Annotated in this window: 14 protein-coding genes; 5 read left to right on the top strand and 9 right to left on the bottom strand. The window is 62.3% G+C overall.

From position 1 onward, the window contains the following. Positions 1-4 precede the first annotated feature (4 nt). Positions 5-2,653: an aminopeptidase N gene (gene pepN, locus J5286_RS06385; protein WP_209189695.1), complete on the bottom strand. Its 2,649-nt coding sequence runs from the start codon at positions 2,651-2,653 to the stop codon at positions 5-7. Between the two features lie 353 nt (positions 2,654-3,006). On the opposite strand from pepN, the gene J5286_RS06390 reads away from it, so the two are divergent. Continuing rightward, on the top strand, positions 3,007-3,939 hold the full coding sequence (locus tag J5286_RS06390; RefSeq protein ID WP_209189696.1) for a DMT family transporter: 933 nt from the start codon (positions 3,007-3,009) through the stop codon (positions 3,937-3,939). A 222-nt stretch (positions 3,940-4,161) separates the two neighbouring features. After that, positions 4,162-5,028 (top strand): hypothetical protein, encoded by an 867-nt coding sequence (locus tag J5286_RS06395; RefSeq protein ID WP_209189697.1) that lies wholly within the window; start codon positions 4,162-4,164, stop codon positions 5,026-5,028. A 187-nt stretch (positions 5,029-5,215) separates the two neighbouring features. Here J5286_RS06395 and J5286_RS06400 read toward each other — a convergent pair whose 3' ends face one another. The 6 genes from J5286_RS06400 to J5286_RS06425 form a co-directional block, all read right to left on the bottom strand. Further along, a complete protein-coding gene (locus J5286_RS06400; RefSeq protein WP_018898858.1) occupies positions 5,216-5,365 on the bottom strand; it encodes a hypothetical protein in 150 nt (49 codons plus the stop codon). A 180-nt stretch (positions 5,366-5,545) separates the two neighbouring features. Further along, a complete protein-coding gene (locus tag J5286_RS06405) occupies positions 5,546-6,427 on the bottom strand; it encodes a uracil-DNA glycosylase (RefSeq protein WP_209189698.1) in 882 nt (293 codons plus the stop codon). A gap of 59 nt (positions 6,428-6,486) precedes the next feature. Beyond that, entirely contained in the window at positions 6,487-7,779 is a 1,293-nt protein-coding gene (locus J5286_RS06410) for an Hsp70 family protein (protein WP_209189699.1), read from the bottom strand. A 165-nt stretch (positions 7,780-7,944) separates the two neighbouring features. Next, positions 7,945-11,061, bottom strand: coding sequence for an efflux RND transporter permease subunit (locus J5286_RS06415; protein ID WP_209189700.1), 3,117 nt, complete (start codon positions 11,059-11,061; stop codon positions 7,945-7,947). After that, the gene (locus J5286_RS06420) at positions 11,058-12,326 is read right to left on the bottom strand and encodes an efflux RND transporter periplasmic adaptor subunit (RefSeq protein ID WP_209189701.1); all 1,269 of its coding nucleotides are present in this window, start codon (positions 12,324-12,326) and stop codon (positions 11,058-11,060) included. Before J5286_RS06420 ends, J5286_RS06415 begins: the two co-directional genes overlap by 4 nt. Positions 12,327-12,536: 210 nt before the next feature. Continuing rightward, complete coding sequence (locus J5286_RS06425; protein WP_209189702.1) at positions 12,537-13,325, bottom strand: SDR family oxidoreductase; 789 nt, start codon at positions 13,323-13,325, stop codon at positions 12,537-12,539. A 255-nt stretch (positions 13,326-13,580) separates the two neighbouring features. Here J5286_RS06425 and J5286_RS06430 point away from each other — a divergent pair, with 255 nt between their 5' ends. From J5286_RS06430 to J5286_RS06440, 3 genes are all read left to right on the top strand, one after another. After that, the gene (locus J5286_RS06430; protein ID WP_209189703.1) at positions 13,581-15,245 is read left to right on the top strand and encodes an electron transfer flavoprotein-ubiquinone oxidoreductase; all 1,665 of its coding nucleotides are present in this window, start codon (positions 13,581-13,583) and stop codon (positions 15,243-15,245) included. 43 nt (positions 15,246-15,288) lie between these two features. Further along, a complete protein-coding gene (locus J5286_RS06435) occupies positions 15,289-15,801 on the top strand; it encodes a GNAT family N-acetyltransferase (RefSeq protein WP_245205570.1) in 513 nt (170 codons plus the stop codon). Positions 15,802-15,894: 93 nt separating this feature from the next. Further along, entirely contained in the window at positions 15,895-16,515 is a 621-nt protein-coding gene (locus tag J5286_RS06440) for a L,D-transpeptidase (RefSeq protein ID WP_111561050.1), read from the top strand. Between the two features lie 40 nt (positions 16,516-16,555). Here the strand turns inward: J5286_RS06440 and mgtE are convergent, their stop codons facing one another. Both mgtE and J5286_RS06450 read right to left on the bottom strand, forming a co-directional pair. Beyond that, entirely contained in the window at positions 16,556-17,932 is a 1,377-nt protein-coding gene (mgtE, locus tag J5286_RS06445; protein ID WP_209189705.1) for a magnesium transporter, read from the bottom strand. 320 nt (positions 17,933-18,252) lie between these two features. Continuing rightward, the gene (locus J5286_RS06450; protein ID WP_209189706.1) at positions 18,253-19,266 is read right to left on the bottom strand and encodes a zinc-binding alcohol dehydrogenase family protein; all 1,014 of its coding nucleotides are present in this window, start codon (positions 19,264-19,266) and stop codon (positions 18,253-18,255) included. Positions 19,267-19,334 lie beyond the last annotated feature (68 nt).

The raw sequence follows: 19,334 nt of genomic DNA on the forward strand, positions 1-19,334 counted from the left end.
CAAATCACCCCTTGAGGGTGCGCTCGACGATATCGCGAACGTCGGTGGAGAGCGCCGGTGCTTCGGCGATCTCGGTCAGCGCCTTGCGTGCATGCTCGGCTCTTGCCGGCTCCAGCGAGCGCCAGGAGCGCATCGAGGTGAGGATGCGCGCCGCCAGCTGTGGGTTGCGTCCGTCGATATCGAGGATCTCGCGAGCGAGGAAGCGGTAACCCTCGCCATCCGCACGTCCGAAGCCGGTTGGGTTGCCGAATGCAAACGTGCCGACCAGCGCGCGCACGCGGTTGGGGTTGGTGCGCTTGAACTGCGCATTGTCCATCAGCTTCAGCACGCGATCGAGCGCCTTTGCGCCCGGAATGGTCGCCTGAACGGAGAACCACTTGTCGATGACCAGCGCGTTTCCGGCAAAGCGGTCATGGAAAGCAGCGAGCGCTGCTGCCGCCTCGCTGCTGTCGGGGAAGCGGTGCGCGAGGATCGTCAGCGCCTGCATCAGATCCGTCATGTTGTTGGCAGTATCGAAGGCGGCCTTGGCGCGATCAGGCGTATTCTCTGAATAGGACAGATAGGTGAGCGCGCTGTTGCGGAGCGCACGGCGACCGGCGCTCTTGGCGTCGGGGCTGAAATCGCCTGGCGTGGTCATGCTGTCGTAGAGTGCGGCGAAGACGCTCTTTCCGGCGTCGGCGACCTGCTGCAGCACGGCGGAGCGGCCGGCGTGGATGGCGTCAGGGTCGTTGTTGCCGCCAAGTTCGCGGGCGATGTCTGATTCGCTCGGGAGCGCCAGCGCCTGGGCGCGGAAGGCGGGCTCCAGCGTCTCGTCCGCCGCTGCCGCAAGCAGGGCTTCGACGAAGTCCTTGGAAGCAACGACCGGCTTGCCGTCACGCGCATCGCGGGCGGCTGCAAGCAGCGTCGGCAATGCGAGATCGGTCAGTGCCTGCCAGCGCGCGAAGTGGTCGGTCTCGAAGCGGGCGAGAAGCGCCAGATCCGTGGGCGACTGATCGAAATGCAGGTTGATCGGGGCGGAGAAGCTGCGGTTGATCGATACGATCGGCCGCGAGCCGATGCCCTTGAAGGTGGCTTTCTGGCTGCGCTCGGTCAGATGCAGCACATTGTCACCATACTCGGCGCCATCGACCGACGACGGCTCGAGCGGCGTGCCGTCTTCGGCAAAGAGCGCGATGCTGAGCGGAATGTGCATCGGCTTCTTGTCTGTCTGGCCGGGCGTTGCCGGAACCATCTGCTCAAGCGAGAGCGTGAAGCTCTTGGCGCTGGCATCATAGCTGCCGGATGCGGTGACGAGCGGCGTGCCGGCCTGGTGATACCAGAGCGAGAACTGCGTCAGGTCGCGTCCGCTGGCATCCTCGAAGCACTTGACGAAATCCTCGATCGTGACCGCCTGGCCGTCATGGCGATCGAAATAGAGATCCATGCCCTTCTTGAACAGGTCCTTGCCGAGCAGCGTCGCGATCATGCGCGTGACTTCGCTGCCCTTTTCGTAGACCGTCGTCGTGTAGAAATTGTTGATTTCGCGATAGGTGGTCGGGCGCACCGGATGCGCCAGCGGGCCGCCATCCTCGGGGAACTGCTCGGACTTCAGATGGCGCACTTCGGCGATGCGCTTGACCGGGCGCGAGCGCATGTCGGCGGAGAACTCGTGGTCGCGATAGACCGTCAGGCCTTCCTTCAGGCAGAGCTGGAACCAGTCGCGGCAGGTGATGCGGTTGCCGGTCCAGTTGTGGAAGTATTCGTGGGCGATGATCGCTTCGATGTTGGCGTAGTCCTGGTCGGTCGCGGTCTCCGGATCGGCCAGCACGTATTTGTCGTTGAAGACGTTGAGGCCCTTGTTCTCCATGGCGCCCATGTTGAAGTCGGACACGGCGACGATCATGAAGATGTCGAGATCGTATTCGCGGCCGAACCGCTCCTCATCCCACTTCATCGAGCGCTTCAGCGCATCCATGGCGTAGGCAGCACGCGCTTCCTTGCCATGCTCGACGTAGATCTTCAGCGTGACCTCGCGCTCCGACATGGTGACGAACTTGTCTTCGACGACACCGAGATCGCCGGCGACCAGCGCGAAGAGATAGCTCGGCTTCGGATGCGGATCGAACCAGGCGGCGAAGGCGCGGCCCTCGTCATAGCCGGCGCCGCCGAGGAAGTTGCCGTTGGACAGCATGACCGGGTTGGCGGCCTTGTCGCCGATGATGGTGATCGTGTAGGGCGCCAGAACATCGGGACGATCGGGGAAGTAGGTGATGCGGCGAAAACCTTCGGCTTCGCACTGGGTGCAGTAGACGCCGTTGGTGCGGTAAAGGCCCATCAGCTGGGTGTTGGCCTCGGGATTGATGATCGTGGTGATCGTCAGCTCGAAGGGCTTGGATTTCGGCAGATTGCGGATCGTCAGGCTGTCAGGCGTTGCCGTATACTGGCTGGGCTTCATTTCCGCCTGATCGAAGAGCAGGCCGGAGAGAGCGAGTTCGTCACCGTCGAGGATCAGCGGCGCCTTGGGATCGGCGCCCTTGCGGCGGTGGAAGATCAGGCGGGCATCTACCTTGGTCGCGGTCGGGTCCAGTTCAAACGTCAGATCCACGCGCTCGAGTTCGAAATCGGTGGGGCGGTAATCTGCCAGATTGATGACCTGGCCGGTATCTGTGCGCATGATATTCCCTGAGACCTTTAGACAATGCTTCGCAAACAGAGTGGGCGCTCTGCCGTAAAATTTGATTGGTATAATTACACTAAAGTCTGAACTAAAGCTAAAGCCAGAGGCAGTTTCGCGGGGTTTTAGGGACGCCAGTGCCGGAGATACTTGAGGCGCATTCTCGTGCGCGATGATCCGCTTCGTATGAGACGATCTGGGCGCTGAATGGGATGGTCTGGGCAAAAACAACGACCAAATTCGCGCATCCGGCGTTTTCACCTGTTCTTTAGCAGAAACCCTGTCAAAGTGAGCATGCATCGAATCCGGTGCGATCCCCCGACGTTCAATTGGTGAATTCGCGAGTTTCTGACATGCGGCCGGTATTCGAAAATCCGATGCGAGGTATTGCGTGCAAGCTCGCCTCCGTCGTCTTCTTCCTGGCGATGCAGACCTTCATCAAGCTTGCGGGCACCGGCATCCAGCCTGGCCAGGTCACCTTCTACAGATCGTTCTTCGCCCTGTTCCCGATCATGGCGTTCCTTGCCTATCGCGGACAGTTGAAGGCGTCGTTCTATACGGCCAATCCTGTCGGCCATCTCAAGCGCGGTACGCTCGGCATCATCTCGATGGGCCTGGGTTTTTATGGGCTGCTGCACCTGCCGTTGCCCGAGGCGATCGCGCTTGGTTATGCCATGCCGCTGATCGCGGTTGTCTTCGCCGCTCTGCTTCTGGGCGAGACGGTGCGCATCTATCGCTGGAGCGCGGTGTTCGTCGGCCTGATCGGCGTGGCGATCGTGTCCTGGCCGAAGCTCACGCTGTTTAGTGATGGTGGTGTCGAGACCGAACAAGCGATCGGCGCGGTTACGGTGTTGCTGGCGTCCGTTCTTGGTGGTCTGGCGATGATCCAGGTGCGGAAGCTGGTCGAGGAAGAAAAGACCTCGACGATCGTGCTCTATTTCTCGATCACGGCCTCGGTCTTTTCGTTGTTCACCGTGCCCTTCGGCTGGGATCTGCTCGATCTTGCGCCGCAACTCTACCTGATCGCTGCCGGCTTCTGCGGCGGCGTCGCACAGATTTTCCTGACGGAAAGCTACCGTCACGCGGATGTCTCGACGATCGCGCCGTTCGAATACACGTCCATCGTGCTGGGCAGCGTGCTCGCCTACTTCGTGTTCGATGATATCCCGACCACAAGCATGCTGATCGGAACCGCTGTCATTGTTGCCGCGGGCATTTTCATCATCTACCGCGAGCACCAGCTGGAACTCGAGCGGGCGGCTGCACGAAAAGCCAGCTCTCCGTAGTTCCCGCTCACGAAATCGTGCGGCTAAGTGTCGCAAAATTCATGCATTTTTGCTGTTCCGCAACCCATCCTACAAAATTTGAGGGTGGCGTGCGACGGTGGCCTATGATTTGTAAAAATGAACAACTTTCATTTATTTATACATCCTGATGTTGAAAATAAGTGGCGGCTTTAGTTTGCTTGACTTGCGGTTACACGAGGTCGAGTGCCGTCCGGGAGACCAATGCCGTTTCGTGCCACAGATTTGATAGCCGACCCCAAGTTCATCTTGGGTATTCGATTTCACGCAAGCCGCATGCGCAACATGTTCGATGCCGGCCCAAGGCTTGCGCGCTTGCTCGCATCGCACCAGCGGTGGCTGCTCACGCAGGTCGCCTATGCGCTCAGCATGGAGCGCCGCGATGGCGACCCAACGTCGGGGCTGACGGCGACGGCACTGACGACGGAGATCACGGCTTTCGAGGCTGCGAGCCGCAACACCATCCGCAGCTTTATCGATGAACTCGCGACCTACAGGTTCATCACCTGTGTCCCAGGCGAGGAGCGCAAGCGTCCGCGTCGTTACGAGGTGGCTGACATCGCGCAGCAAGCGATGTTCAGTTGGGTCTGGTCCAATCTGCTGGCGCTCGACGTCCTCGATGACGGCGACAGGGCGGAGCGGTTTCAGGCAAATCCCGAATGGATCGGGGTGATGCAGCCGCGCATCGCGCGCGACTGCCTGCGTGACGCGGCCTGGCGCGAGCCCCCGCCGCGGGTTGGCCTGTTCATGTGGAACGATGCCGGTGGGTTGATCGTCGATTATCTGATGTCGAGGATCGATCCGGAAGAAGAGCACCCCGATCGCTTCTTCGTCGGGCCGATCGACAGCAGGGCGCTGGCCGCCGACTTCATGATATCGCGCACACACATGCAGCGCCTCTTCGCCAAGGCGGCGCAGGATGGCTGCCTGGGGTGGGACGTCGATATGAAGAAGCCGTCGCTATGGATATCGCGCGCCTTCGTCGAGGAATATTGCCAGTGGCAGGCGATCAAGTTCGCCTATGTCGATCAGGCGTTTCACGCGGCAAGCGAGATGTCGGGAGAGAGGTAGGTCGCCGCGGCGGCGCTGACGTTCGCCGATGGCGACGCGTCAGGATTCGCGATCGTAGGCTTCCGCCGCGCATACGGCCGCGCGGATGTGCTCGATGGCGTCGATCTTGCAAAGAAGTGAGATGAGACGGGTCGTCATGAGAATAAGCCGATAAGCGGCAGGGACGGCGAATGGCCGTGCCCTGCGATCAATACTGCTGGAAATCCGCGAAGATGGCAGCGGGGCGCACGATGCGACCGCTCGCGCCAGTGCCACGAGCGATCATCTGCTCGTTTGTGGCGAAGCCGGTGCGGCAGTAGCTCTGCGTGGTGCGACCGTTGCTGTTTGCGTTTCTCAAGGTTTCAAATCTGCAATGTGTAGGACGACGAGTGTTGCTCATTGCCTTGGTTCCTTATGATTCCTCCCAAGACACAACGCTAATATTGCAGCGCACAATGGATTTCACAAGGCATAGGAATACGCGGCAGGCATGCGTTTTGCGCATGGGTCTCGTCGCAAATCTGTCAATGTTGGTTATTTAGGAGGCAGAATTGATTTCTGTCAGTTTTGCCTGAAAAGCCAATAAATCGTTCCAGGCCAAGCGCTTATTGACCGGCGCCGTCAACAGGTCCTGCGGATGCAGTGTGGCGATGGCCGGGACGACGCGGTCGCCTGCGGCAATTTCACGCCACTGGCCGCGCAAGCCGTGAATCGTGTCGCCTTCGCCAAAAAACACCCGAGCCGCGAAATTCCCGAGCAGGAGAATCACTTTGGGCTCGGCAAGCGCGATCTGCCGCTCGATGAAGGGACGGCAGATATCCATCTCGGCGGGGGAGGCGACGCGGTTGCCCGGCGGGCGCCACGGGATGACCTGGGTCAACAGGATACCGGCGCGGTCGAGCCCGATCGCGGCCAGCATCTTGTCCAGCAGCTGGCCGGGGCGTCCGGCAAACGGCTGCCCCTCACGATCGTCCTCAGCGCCGGGCGCCGAGCCGATCAGCATGATGCCGCTCGCAGCATCTCCGCTGGCGAAGATCGTCGAGCGCGCGCTGTGCTTGAGATTGCAGCCATTGAAGGCCTCGAGCGCGGTCTTCAGTTCCGCGAGCGACCGCGCGCTCTCGGCGGCAAACCGCGCCTGCTGGATCGCTTCTCCATCAGGGATCGCCGGCTGCGGCCGCTGCGCCGAGCGCTCAGGCTGAGGCGCAGCGCGCTGTGCGGAAGTCGCTGGTGCGCGGGAAGCCGTCTCGCGCGCTTCCGCTTGCGGGGCAGGGGCGGCGCTGCGGCGCGCCGCCTTCATCGCCTCGAATTCGGCGAAGCGATCGACGGCCTCGTCCTCCAGCAGCCACTCGACGCCGGCATCCGCATGGAAATGCAGAAGGGCTGCGAGTTCGCCTGGAGAGAGGTCGTTGACGGAGATCATGGCCGCGACATTACCGAAGCTGAGGCCTCAATGAAAGTGCGCAGCCGACACATCCCGGCCTATTGCACCGTCCATTGCGCGATATCGTCGCGTTCGCCGATCAGCGCCAGACCGTGCGCGATCGAAAGCATCTCGCCGCCGGTCTCGATGCGGTCAGCGTCGAAGCGCTCGGTGAAGATGCGGCGAACGGCCGGGACGAAGGAGGTGCCGCCGGTGAGGAACACCTTGTCGATCGCGCCCGCTTCGGTGTTGGTTTTTTCGAGCACATCGTCAAGCGCGCCTTCGATGCGGGCGAGATCGTCCGAAATCCAGCTCTCGAAGTCCGCACGGGCCACCATGCGCTTTCCGGCGCGGCCGAGCGGCGAGAAGTTGAACTCGGCTTCCTCAGAGGCCGACAGCGCCATCTTCGTGGCCGAGACCGCCTGGTAGAGCGGATAGCCTTCGTCGTGATCGACGAGATCGATGAAGAGCTCCAGCTTTTCCGGCTCAAGCGCCGTGCGCACCAGCTTCTTCAGATCCTCGTATTCGCGCGAGGTCTTGAAGATCGACAGCTGGTTCCAGCGGCTGAAGCTGGAATAGTAATTGGTCGGCACTTCAAGGATCTTGTCGAAGCTCTTGAAATGACTCCCCTTGCCGATCTCAGGCGCCACGACGTTTTCGATGATGCGCGCGTCGAAGTGGTCACCGGCGATGCCGACACCGGAATGGCCGATCGGCGTGGCCTTCAGCTGGCCGGCGACGGTCTCGAAGCGTATCAGCGAATAGTCGGTCGTGCCGCCGCCGAAGTCGGCGACCAGCACCGTCGCGTCGGACTTCAGGTTCTGCGCGAAGTAGAAGGCGGCCGCCACCGGCTCATAGACATAGTGCACTTCGGGGAAGCCGAAGCGCGACAGCGCCTCGTTGTAGCGCTGCGTCGCCAGCACCGGATCGGGGCTCGCGCCGGCGAAATGCACCGGCCGCCCGGTGACGATGCGCGCGACGTCCGACGGCCAGTTGCTGCCCGCATAATTGCTGAGGCGGCGGATGAACACCTCCATCAGATCCTCGAAGCTGTGGCGCTTGGCGTAGATCAGCGTTCCCTGGAAGAGGGCGCTGGCGGCGAATGTCTTGATCGACTGCAGGAAGCGACAATCACCGGGATTGTCGATGAACTGGCGGATCGCCGCATGGCCTGCCTCGACTTTAAGCGCCGATGCGCCGAGCTTGCCATCCTTCATGAAGGACAGCGCGGTGCGCATGCTGTCGCTTTCGCCCGCCGAGCTGGTGAAGCCCATGGAATGCGTCGTTTTGCCGTCCGCGGTGGCCATTACGGTGTTGGTCGTGCCAAAGTCCAAACCTAGCGCTTGAGCCATGCTCGCACCTCTCAATGTCGATCGTTGCTGGAGACTGGAGCAATTGCTCCGCCGGGGCGCCAAGGGACGCCCGAATTCAAGAGGGCGCGTGATGCCACAGCGGTTCGTCTTATTCAAGACGCGGAAGCGCAAAATGAAACGGGCGCCGATGGGCGCCCGTCTCGGTCATTCCGCCGCGATGGCCCGGGCGGGCTCCTCGTGTTGCTCTTCTGTCTTCTTCCGCCCAAGGCTGAGCAGCCAGTCGCTGAGCCGTCCCATCTCGACGAAGATGACGGGGGTGATGAACAGCGTCAGCGCCTGGCTGACGATGAGACCGCCGACCACGGCGATGCCGAGCGGCTGGCGAAGCTCCGAGCTCGCGCCCGAGCCGAGTGCGATCGGGAGCGCGCCGAGCAGCGCGCAGAAGGTCGTCATCATGATCGGGCGGAAACGTCGCACGCAGGCTTCGTGAATGGCCTCGGACGAGGTCATGCCAGTGCCGGAGCGCAGGTTCTCCAGCGCCACGTCGATCATCATGATCGCGTTCTTCTTGACGATACCGATCAGCATCAGGAGGCCGATCAGCGCGATGATCGACAGATCGAAGTTCATCACTCTCAACGCCAGAAGCGCGCCGAGGGCTGCCGCCGGCAGGCCGGAGAGGATCGTCAGCGGGTGGATGAAGCTCTCGTAGAGGACGCCGAGAACGACATAGATCGTCAGCACCGCCGCCAGGATCAGGAGAGGCGTGTTCCCCTGCGATTGCTCGAAGATCTGCGCCGTGCCGCCATAGGACGTGAAGACGTCCGAGGGCATGTCGATGTCCTTCTTGATCTGGTCGATCGCAGCCGTCGCATCGCCGAGCGCTTCGCCGGCAGGGAGGTTGAACGACACCGTGGTCGAGACCAGCTGGCCCGTCTGGTTGATCGTCACCGGACCGGTGGTGCGCTCCACCGTCGCGAAGTTCGACAGCGGAACGAGCGCGCCGCTCGACGACGCCACGCGGATGTCCTGCAGCTTCTGGTCATCCCAGGGCGCATTGGTGTCGTACTCGACGAGCACGTCGTAGCTGTCGCCGGTCGACTGGATCTGGGCGGCCGCGTAACCGCCAAAGGATTCCTGCAGCGTCGTGCGCAGCTGGTCGTCGGTGATGCCGAAGGCGGCGGCCTTTTCCGTATCGACCTTGATCTCGGCCTGCAGCGCGTTGTTCTGCGCGTCCGATGTCACGTCGGTAAAGCGCGAATCACCGTGCATGGCCTGCTGGATCTTGTTGGCCCAGAGGTTTGTCTGGTCGGCGCTCAGCGCCTGGATGACCAGCTGATACTGGCTGGCCGTCTGCCGCCCGCCGAAGCGCAGGCTCTGCTGCGGCGTGATGAAGGCCTGCAGGCCGGGGATCTTGCTGATGCTGGCGCGCAGTTCGCGCAGCGTCTGGTCGAGCGGCGGCCTGTCCTTCTTGTCCTTCAGTTCGACGAACATCGTGCCGTTGTTGAGCGGGCTGCGGGCATTGCCGCCGACGATCGACATGACGTGGTTGACCGCCGGGTTCTGCTTCACGAGCGCCGCCGCCTGGTTCTGCAGGTCCTTCATCGCCGGGTAGGAGATATCCTGGCGGGCGCGGGTCGAGATGTTGAGGCGGCCAATATCTTCCGTCGGGAAGAAGCTCGTCGGCAGCGTCATGAACAGGTAGATGGTCAGTGCGACCGAGGCGAGAAACAGACCGAGAATGGCCGGGCGGTGCGCCAGGCACCAGGCGACGGAACGATCGTAGCCGCGCAGCGTCCGCTCGAAGCCGGCATCGAACCAGCGAATGAAGAAGGGCGGCTGGCTGTGGCCGCTGCCGAGCCGCGAGGCGAGCATTGGCGTGACCGTCAGCGACACGATGGCGGATGCCACGATGGCGATCGCCACCACCATGCCGAACTCGTTGAAGATGCGCCCGACGACACCGCCCATCAGAAGGATCGGAATGAAGACCGCGATCAGCGAGACGGACATGGAGATGATCGTATAGCTGACTTCGCCCGATCCCTTGATGGCGGCCTCAAGCACCGGCATGCCATCCTCGACATGCCTCAGGATGTTTTCGAGCATGACGATGGCGTCGTCGACCACGAGGCCGACGGCGAGCGTCAGCCCGAGCAGCGAGATGTTGTCGACGCTGTAGCCCAGCACATACATCATGCCGAAGGTGGTGATCAGCGACAGCGGCACGGCAAGGCCCGGTATGATCGTCGCCGTCAGGTGGCCGGTGAAGAGATAGATGACGAGAACGACGAGGCCGATCGTCAGGAACAGCGTGAACTTCACGTCCGAGATCGCGTCGCGGATCGGCTTGGCCGAATCGTTCATCACCTGCGTCGTCACCGATCCCGGTATCTCGGCATGCAGCGCCGGCAGCTTGGCATTGATCGCATCGACCACGGCGACCGTATTCGCATCCGGCTGGCGCTGGATCGCCAGGATGATGCTCTGTTTGCCGTCGTACCAGCTGCCGGTGTTCTGGTTCTCGACGCTATCCTCAACGTCGGCGACATCGCCAAGATGGATCGGCGCGCCACCAGGATTGGCAATCACGAGGGTGCGAAACTGCTCGGCATTGGTGCGCTGCGTGTCCGCGGTGATCGTCATGCTCTGGCTGTCGTTCTGCAGCGTGCCGACGGGCACCTGGCTATTGGCAGCCTGGATCGCCTTGTTGACCGTATCGATCCCCAGGCCACGGTTGAGCAGCTTGTTCGGATCGACCTCGACGCGCACGGCATAGGTCTGCGCGCCGAAGACCGAGACCTCGGCCACGCCGGGCAGGGTGGAGAGCGAGGGAGAGATGATGTTTTCCGCGACATCGTCGAGCTTGCTGCGCGGCATCGTATCGCTCTGCACCGCGAGCAGCATGACGGGCGCGTCTGCCGGGTTGGTCTTGCGGTAGCTCGGCGGTGTCGTCATGTTGTCGGGCAGCTGCCGCGTCGCATGCGAGATCGCTGCCTGAACGTCGGCGGCGGCCGCATCGATGCTGCGGTTGAGATCGAACTGCAGCACGATGCTGGTATTGCCGAGCGAGTTGGTGGCGCTGATTTCGCTGATCCCGGGGATCGTCTCGAACTGCTTGATCAGCGGTGTCGCAACCGACGTCGCCATGGTCTTCGGCGAGGCGCCGGTCAGCGACGCCGAGACGTTGATCGTCGGGAAATCGACCTGCGGCAGGGCTGCCACCGGCACGAGCTGGTAGCCGGCGATGCCGGCAAGCACGGCGCCGATGGCGAGAAGCGTGGTGGCGACGGGGCGCCGGATACAGAAATTTGGTATCATTCTTCCGTGCCCGCCACGATGGTTTCCGTTGACTTCGGCTGATCCGCCGAGGCGACGTTGATCGCCTTGCTATCGAATTCTTCCTTCACGGCCTGCTTGTCGACGAGCTGCGCCTGTCCCTCGATGACCACATGGTCGCCTTCCGAAAGACCGGCCGAGATCGCGGTGTAGCCGCCATTCGCGCGGGCGACGGTGACGGGCGCCAGCCGCACCTTTCCGTCGTTGACGACGAACGAGTAGAAGCCATCGGCACCGGGGCTCACTGCCACCGTCGGCACGACGACCTGCTGTTCGTTGTTGTTGAAATGCACGACGATGTTGACCGACTGGCCGGGCCAGAGCGCGCCCGATGCATTCTCGAATTTCGCCTTGGCGAGGATGGTGCCGGATGCGGTATCGACGGTGTTGTCGTAGAAGCTGATGTGTCCGGTGCGCGGCTTGCCCTTGCCCGATGGCGGCACGGTGGTCACGTCGACGGGGCCGGCGGCGAGCGCCAGCTTCAGCTGCCGGAGATCACGCTCCTGCAGGTGGAATTTCACATAGATCGGGTCGTATTTCGCGATCGTCACGATCGTCGCACCCGCCGTCACGAAGGCGCCGGGGCTGACGGCGATGTCGCCAAGGCGGCCGTCGAAGGGCGCCCGGATGTCGGTATGCTCAAGCAGTACCTGATCGGAAGCGAGCGTCGCCTTGTCCGCCTGCACGGTGGCGACGGCGGTGTCGCGCGCGGCCTTGGCCTGGTCGTAGGTCTGCTGCGTGCCAGCTTTCGACGTGAGAAGGTCGGAGGCGCGCGTGAGAGCGGTTTCGGCCTCGGCGACGGTCGCGGTATCGCGCACGATCATCGCATTGTCCTTGTCGACTGCGGCTTGCGCCGTGCGGTTGTCGAGCTTGGCGATGAGGTCGCCTTGCTTGACGGAGGAGCCATCGCTGGCGATGATCTCGGTGACCAGCCCCTGTTCCTGCGCAGCGATCGTCGTGTTGTCGTCGGCGTCGGCCCAACCGGATGCGGTGACATCGCGCGGCAGCACGGTCTTCACGGCGGCCACGGTCTTCACCAGCGTGGGCCCGCCACCTTTGCGCCCCTTGCCCTTCTGGTCGCCGCCCTGCTGCACTCCATCGCCCGCGGCTTGCTTGCCGCCGGAGGCGTCGGCCTGCGCGGTCGGTTTCGGTCCGAATTGCGAGAGATAGGGAATGCGGTCCTTATAGTGCCACGCGCCGAAGCCGGCTGCGACAACAAGGCAGGTGGTGATCCAGAGTTTCTTCATGTTGATACCGGTCGGGGGCTATTGAGTATGACTTATTCAACCACTTTTATTGCGGCACGAAAAAGACACAATCCCGACAGGGGCATCACTAAGTGGTTAGAATGGCTTAAATTTTCGTAATGTTCGAATATTCTAAATAAGCTTCGATCGCGTGAATGTGACGCAACCGAGCTCGGGCGTCAGTAGCTGACGCCCGATTGTCGTTTGCGATCAGAGGGATCGCGCCGCGCCGCCATCGCAGCGCACGAGGCTGCCGGTGATATAGCTCGCCTGCTGGCTGCACAGGAAGGCGGCGGTTGCCGCGAACTCTTCCACCTTGCCGTATCGGCCGACCGGGATGGCCGCCTCCTTGGCGACACGAACGTCTTCGATGCTTTTGCCCGTGCGCTTGGCGGCTGCGCCGTCGAGATCGTCGAGCCGGCTCGTGAGGATGCTGCCGGGGAGCAGCAGGTTGGTGGTGATGCCGAAGCGGCCGATTTCGGTGGCCAATGTCTTGCTCCAGCCGGCAAGCGCTGGGCGCAGCGTGTTGGAAAGCGCGAGATTACCGATCGGCTCGATCACGCCCGAGGATGCCACCGTCAGGATGCGGCCCCAACCCTGTTCCTTCATGCCGGGGAGCAGCGCGTTGGTGAGCGTGATGACCCGGAGCACCATCGAGAAGAAATAGGTCTCCAGCCGCTCGGCCGTCATGTCCTCGGTGGTGCCGGGCGTCGGGCCGCCGGTGTTGTTGATCAGGATGTCCACGCCGCCGAGCTTGCTCTTGACTGCTGTCGTGACCGTCTCGACGAAGTTTTCTTCCGAAAGATCGGCCCAGATCCAGTCGGCCTTGCCCTTGCCCTGGGCATTGATCGCCTTGCAGTTCGCCTCCAGCGTTTCGCCGCTGCGTCCGCACAAAAGCACATTGGCGCCTTCGCGCGCCAGAGCGACCGCGATGCCGTGGCCAAGTCCGCGCGACGATGCCAGCACGAGTGCGCGTTTGCCCTTGATGCCCAGATCCATTCTGAAGTCTCCTGTTGTTCGCTCCGTTTATAGGGTGCGTGAGGATCAAAAGGAAAGGCCGGTCATGGCCTGATCAGCTTCATTTATTGACGTTGACGTAAACGTCATGTAGTTCTTTTGTGAAGAGGAATATCATTGCGCGAAATGGGGTATTGGCTGTCGTTTCCCGGCTCGACAATCCAGCCATGTTTTGCCAAGAGATACCCCATACACGGGGAATTGTGGCCGCAAAGCCGGCCGAGCGGAGAATGACGGATGACCGAAGTGACTGAACTGCCCGAACGCGAGAGCATGGAATTCGACGTCGTGATTGTCGGCGGCGGCCCTGCCGGCCTTTCGGCTGCGATCAGACTGAAGCAGGTCAATCCCGAACTCTCCGTCGTGGTGCTGGAGAAGGGTGCCGAAGTCGGCGCGCATATCCTGTCGGGCGCCGTCGTCGACCCCGTCGGCATCGACCGGCTGCTGCCGGATTGGCGCGAAGAGGCCGATCACCCCTTCAAGACCGAGGTCAAGGACGACCACTTCCTGCTGCTCGGCCCGGCCGGCTCGATCCGCCTGCCGAACTTCGCCATGCCGCCGCTGATGAGCAATCACGGCAACTACATCGTCTCGCTCGGAAACGTCTGTCGCTGGCTGGCGGGCCACGCGGAAGCCTTGGGCGTCGAGATCTATCCGGGCTTTGCCGCAACCGAAGTGCTCTACAATGACCAGGATGCGGTCATTGGTGTCGCCACCGGCGACATGGGCGTCGAGAAAAACGGCGAGCCCGGCCCGAATTTTACCCGCGGCATGGAACTGCTCGGCAAATATACGCTGATCGGTGAAGGCGTGCGCGGCTCGCTCGCCAAGCAGCTGATATCAAAGTTCGACCTTCAGAAGGATCGCGAGCCGCAAAAATTCGGCATCGGCATCAAGGAGCTCTGGCAGGTCAAGCCGGAGAACCACAAGCAGGGTCTCGTGCAGCACTCCTTCGGCTGGCCGCTCGGCATGAAGACCGGTGGCGGTTCGTTTCTGTATCACCTGGAAGATAACCTCGTCGCCGTCGGCTTCGTGGTGCATCTGAACTACAAGAACCCCTATCTTTATCCTTTCGAGGAATTCCAGCGCTTCAAGACGCATCCGGCGATCCGCACCACCTTCGAGGGCGGCAAGCGTCTGTCTTACGGCGCTCGCGCCATCACCGAGGGGGGCTACCAGTCGGTGCCGAAGCTGACCTTCCCAGGCGGCGCGCTGATCGGCTGCTCCGCCGGCTTCGTCAACGTCCCCCGCATCAAGGGCAGCCACAATGCCGTGCTCTCGGGCGTGCTGGCTGCCGACAGGATCGCAGACGCGATTGCAGCAGGCCGCGCCAATGACGAGGTCATCGAAATCGAAAACGAATGGCGCGCAAGCGACATCGGCAAGGACCTGAAGAAGGTTCGCAACGTCAAGCCGCTGTGGTCGAAGTTCGGCACGGCTCTCGGCGTGGCGCTCGGGGGTCTCGACATGTGGACCAACCAGCTCCTCGGCTTCTCCTTCTTCGGCACGCTCGGCCACGGCAAGACCGACGCCGCATCGCTGGAGCCGGCCTCAAAGCACAAGAAGATCGATTACCCCAAGCCCGATGGCGTGCTCACCTTCGACCGTCTCTCCTCGGTGTTCCTGTCGAACACCAATCACGAGGAGAACGAGCCTGTTCATCTGAAGGTCAAGGACATGGCGCTGCAGAAGTCGTCGGAGCACGACATCTTCGCCGGTCCCTCGACGCGCTACTGTCCTGCCGGCGTCTATGAGTGGGTGGAGAAGGACGGGCAGGAGACCTACGTCATCAACGCCCAGAACTGCGTCCACTGCAAGACCTGCGACATCAAGGACCCCAACCAGAATATCAACTGGGTACCGCCACAGGGCGGTGAGGGGCCGGTCTATCCGAACATGTAAGGCATGAGCCATGAGCGCTACGCTTGAGATCAGGCAGGCGCGCTTGGAAGAACTGCCGCGCCTGACCGAGATCGAACTCGACGCCTTCGCGACATTGGCAGAGGCGTTGGGTATCTCCGACGCCGCGCATGCCTTGCCGCACGATATCCTGCGAAAAGCGCTTGAAGCCGGCCTCCTGATCGTGGCCGCCGACACCAATGATTGCCCGGTCGGTTTCTTCGCGGCGGAAGAGATTCACGACACCCTCTATGTGATCGAGCTCGATGTCAGCAGGGACTGGCAACGAAAGGGCGTCGGCCGGCGCCTGATATCCCACGCTGTCGAAATGGCAAGGACACGCCACCTCTCCGCGATGACATTGACGACGGACCGCCATGTCCCGTTCAACGCACCTTTCTACCAATCCATCGGCTTCCGAGCGGTAGACGGCGAGGCCATGCCGCCATTTCTGCGGGCCAAGATCGATGACGAGGTCAGCAACGGCATGGATCCGGAACGGCGCGTGGCCATGATGCTGCGGCTTGGACGGGCGAACAGCCAGCTCACAACCTCTTAACGAATACGTTACCGCAGGCACACGCTTAGCGGTTCATTAACCATAATCTCCTTAACCTCGGTCTCATCAACCGAACGTTAAGGAATTGCTTCGATGTCGCTTTCCCGCCGTGGTTTCGTTCTGGGCGTCTCCGCGCTTCTCGCCGGCTGCGCTTCGAGCGGTCCTGATCATCGCGCCAACTACGCGGCCATTCCGGCCGAGAAGTTTCCGTTGCCGGCCATGCCGATCGACAAGATCGATCCGGAGCTTCGTCGCCAGCAGGTCAGCTACGCGTCGAGCTACAGCCCCGGCACCATCGTCGTCGACACGCCCGCCCGTCGCCTCTATTACATTCTCGGTGACAATCAGGCGATGCGCTATGGCGTCGGTGTGGGCCGGGAAGGGCTGGCCTTTGCAGGTGGCGCCTATGTCGGGCGCAAGGCCGAATGGCCGAGCTGGACGCCGACCGAAAACATGCAGCGCCGCGAAGAGCGCTATCGCAAGCTCGCCGGCGGCATGCCGGGTGGGCCGAACAATCCGCTCGGTGCCCGCGCCATCTATCTCTATCGCGGCGGCAACGACACGCACTTCCGCATCCACGGCACCAACCAGCCGCAGTCGATCGGTCTTGCCATGTCGAGCGGCTGCATCCGCATGCTCAACCACGATGTCATCGATCTCTACGAACGGGTAGAGCCCGGAGCGCAGGTCGTCGTCATCCAGGCAACGGCCTGAATTAGAATGAAAAACGGGGCCGACTGGCCCCGTTTCCTATTTAAAGCAATGTGCCGCTGAGGATCAGCAGCGCCACCGAGAAGTAGATTACCAGCCCGGTCACGTCGACCAGCGTGGCGACGAAGGGTGCCGAGGCGCTCGCCGGATCGAGCCGCAGCTTCTGCAGCACGAAGGGCAGCATCGAGCCTGCGACCGAGCCGAACGTCACGATCCCGATCAGCGCCGCGAAGATCGTGAAGCCGACGAGAATCCAATGCTCGCCGTAATCATAGAGCCCGATATTCTGCCACAGGATGATGCGGGCAAAACCAACGGCGCCGAGGATCGAGCCGAGCACGATGCCGGTCGGCAGTTCGCGCAGCAGCACCCGCCACCAGTCCGACAGCTTCAGCTCACCGAGCGCCAGCGCCCGGATGATGAGCGACGTCGCCTGCGAACCGGAATTGCCGCCAGAGCTCATGATCAGCGGCACGAACAGCGTCAGCACGATCGCCTTTTCCAGTTCGCCCTCAAAATGCTGCATGGCGCTCGCCGTCAGCATTTCGCCGAGGAAGAGGGCGCAAAGCCAGCCGGCGCGCTTCTTCAGCATGCCGGCGAAGCTGATCGCCATGTAGGGCTTTCCGAGCGCCTCCATGCCGCCGAACTTCTGCGCGTCTTCCGTCTGGTCGGCGATCATCGTGTCGATCACGTCGTCGACGGTGACGATGCCCAGCATATGGCCGTTATCGCCGATAACAGGCAGCGCCAGCAGATTATGCTTGCGGATCAGCCGCGCCACGTCTTCCTGCGTCATCAGTGGATCGGCCCGGACGATGCCGCCCTGCTGGGCTACGCTCAGCACCGAGGCCTGCGGCTCGCCGTTGATGAGACGGCGCAGCGTGACGACGCTCTTTAGTGCCTGTGTTTCGACATCGAGAACATAGATCGCATAGACGGTCTCGCGCGAACGCTCGACCTTGCGGACATGCTCCAATGTCTTTTCGACGGTCCAGGTCGCCGGCACGCTGACGAATTCCGTCGTCATGATGCTGCCGGCCGTGCGCGGCGGGTAGCCCATGAGGTGCTGGACGGCGAGACAGGTCGCGCGGTCGAGCTTGGAAAACAGGTGTGCCCGAGCGGCCTCGTCCATTTCTTGGAACAGGTCGGCGACGCGGTCGTTGGCGGTGGCGTTCAATAGCCGTGCGGCCTGCTCGACCGGCATTTCGGTCAGCATCGCGGCGGCATGGTGCAGCTCCGGACGTCCCAATATACGGACGGCCTTCTGCTGCGGCAGCGTGGCGAGGATAGCCGCTGCTTCGGGAATTTCGAGCGCGTTCAGACGCTCGACGCGCTCAGCCGTGGTGATGGCACCGAGGCTGTCGCTGGCAAAGAAACGGGCGGCATGGCCTGCCCGCAGAGGGAAGCGATTGATGTTCATATAGCTCGCCTTTCCGTCGATCCGCCGCAGCGTCCGACGGGCGAGCCCGATCGATATCGGTCAGCGCACGAAGGCCGCGTACGGCAAAGGCAATCGACTACTACTGTCGCTTGGCATCGTGAGATGGCTCCGTTGATATCCGCGCGAAACGGGCGTTCCGTGCGTGATGCTGTAGGTGGTCCCAAACGCTGAAAAAGTCAAGCGGGGGAGGTAGTTGCGGCGAGAAAGCCGCGCAGGCCGCGCGGCTTTCTTCGTGGGCGTGATGAATGAGTCGCTTCCTTATGCCGAAATGCTCATCCACCGGGACGAACCTGTCGCTATCAGAAGCCTGCGAGCACCAGCTTGCCCCTGGTCTTCCCGCTCTCGATCATCGCATGCGCCGTCTTCAGGTTGGCCGCGTTGACCACGCCGAGTGTCTCGTTCAGCGTCGTGCGGATGGTGCCGGCATCGACCAGGTCGGCGATCTTGTTCAGAAGCTTGTGCTGCTCGATCATGTCGGCGGTGTTAAAGAGCGGGCGCGTGAACATCAGCTCCCAGTGAATCGAAATCGCCTTGCGCTTGAAGGGTACGATGTCGAGCGTCTTGGGGTCGTCGATGAGCGCAAAGCGGCCCTGCGGCGCGATGGCCTCGACGATATCCTGCAGGTGGTCGCTGGTGTTCGTCGTGGAGAAGATGAAGCCGGGCGCGCCGATGCCGAGTGCTGCCATCTGCGCAGCGATCGGCGTCGAATGGTCGATCACATGGTGGGCGCCGAGTTCCTTCACCCAAGCCTGCGTTTCCGGCCGCGAAGCGGTCGCAATCACAGTGAGGTCGGTCAAGGCGCGGGCGATCTGGATGGCGATCGAGCCGACGCCACCGGCGCCGCCGATGATGAGGATGGCGTTGGCGGCACCGGGAACCGCGTCCTGAACCTTAAGGCGGTCGAACAGCGCTTCATAGGCAGTGATCGAGGTCAGCGGCAGGGCGGCGGCGGCCGCGAAATCGAGGCTTGCTGGCTTGCGGCCGACGATGCGCTCATCGACCAGATGGAATTCGGCGTTGGAACCGGGGCGGTTGATCGCGCCAGCGTAGGAAACCTCGTCGCCGACCTGGAACAGAGTAACCTCGGGGCCTACCGCCTTGACGATACCGGCCGCGTCCCATCCGAGAACCTTGAACTCGCCGTCGGCTGGCGCTACGCCGGCGCGGACCTTGGTGTCGACGGGATTGACCGAGACCGCCTTGATCTCGACCAGGAGATCGTGGCCGGTAGCCTGAGGCATCGGCAGGTCGACGTCGATCAGAGACGTTTCGGCGGAAATGGGCTGCGGTGTGGTGTAGGCGACGGCGCGCATGAAAGACTCCTGTGTTTGTTGCACGGGTGCTAGATGCGTCTTACGTTGAGATCGCGCAAGAATGCACA

It is taken from the genome of Rhizobium sp. 16-488-2b, assembly GCF_017741815.1.
Lineage (GTDB): Bacteria > Pseudomonadota > Alphaproteobacteria > Rhizobiales > Rhizobiaceae > Rhizobium.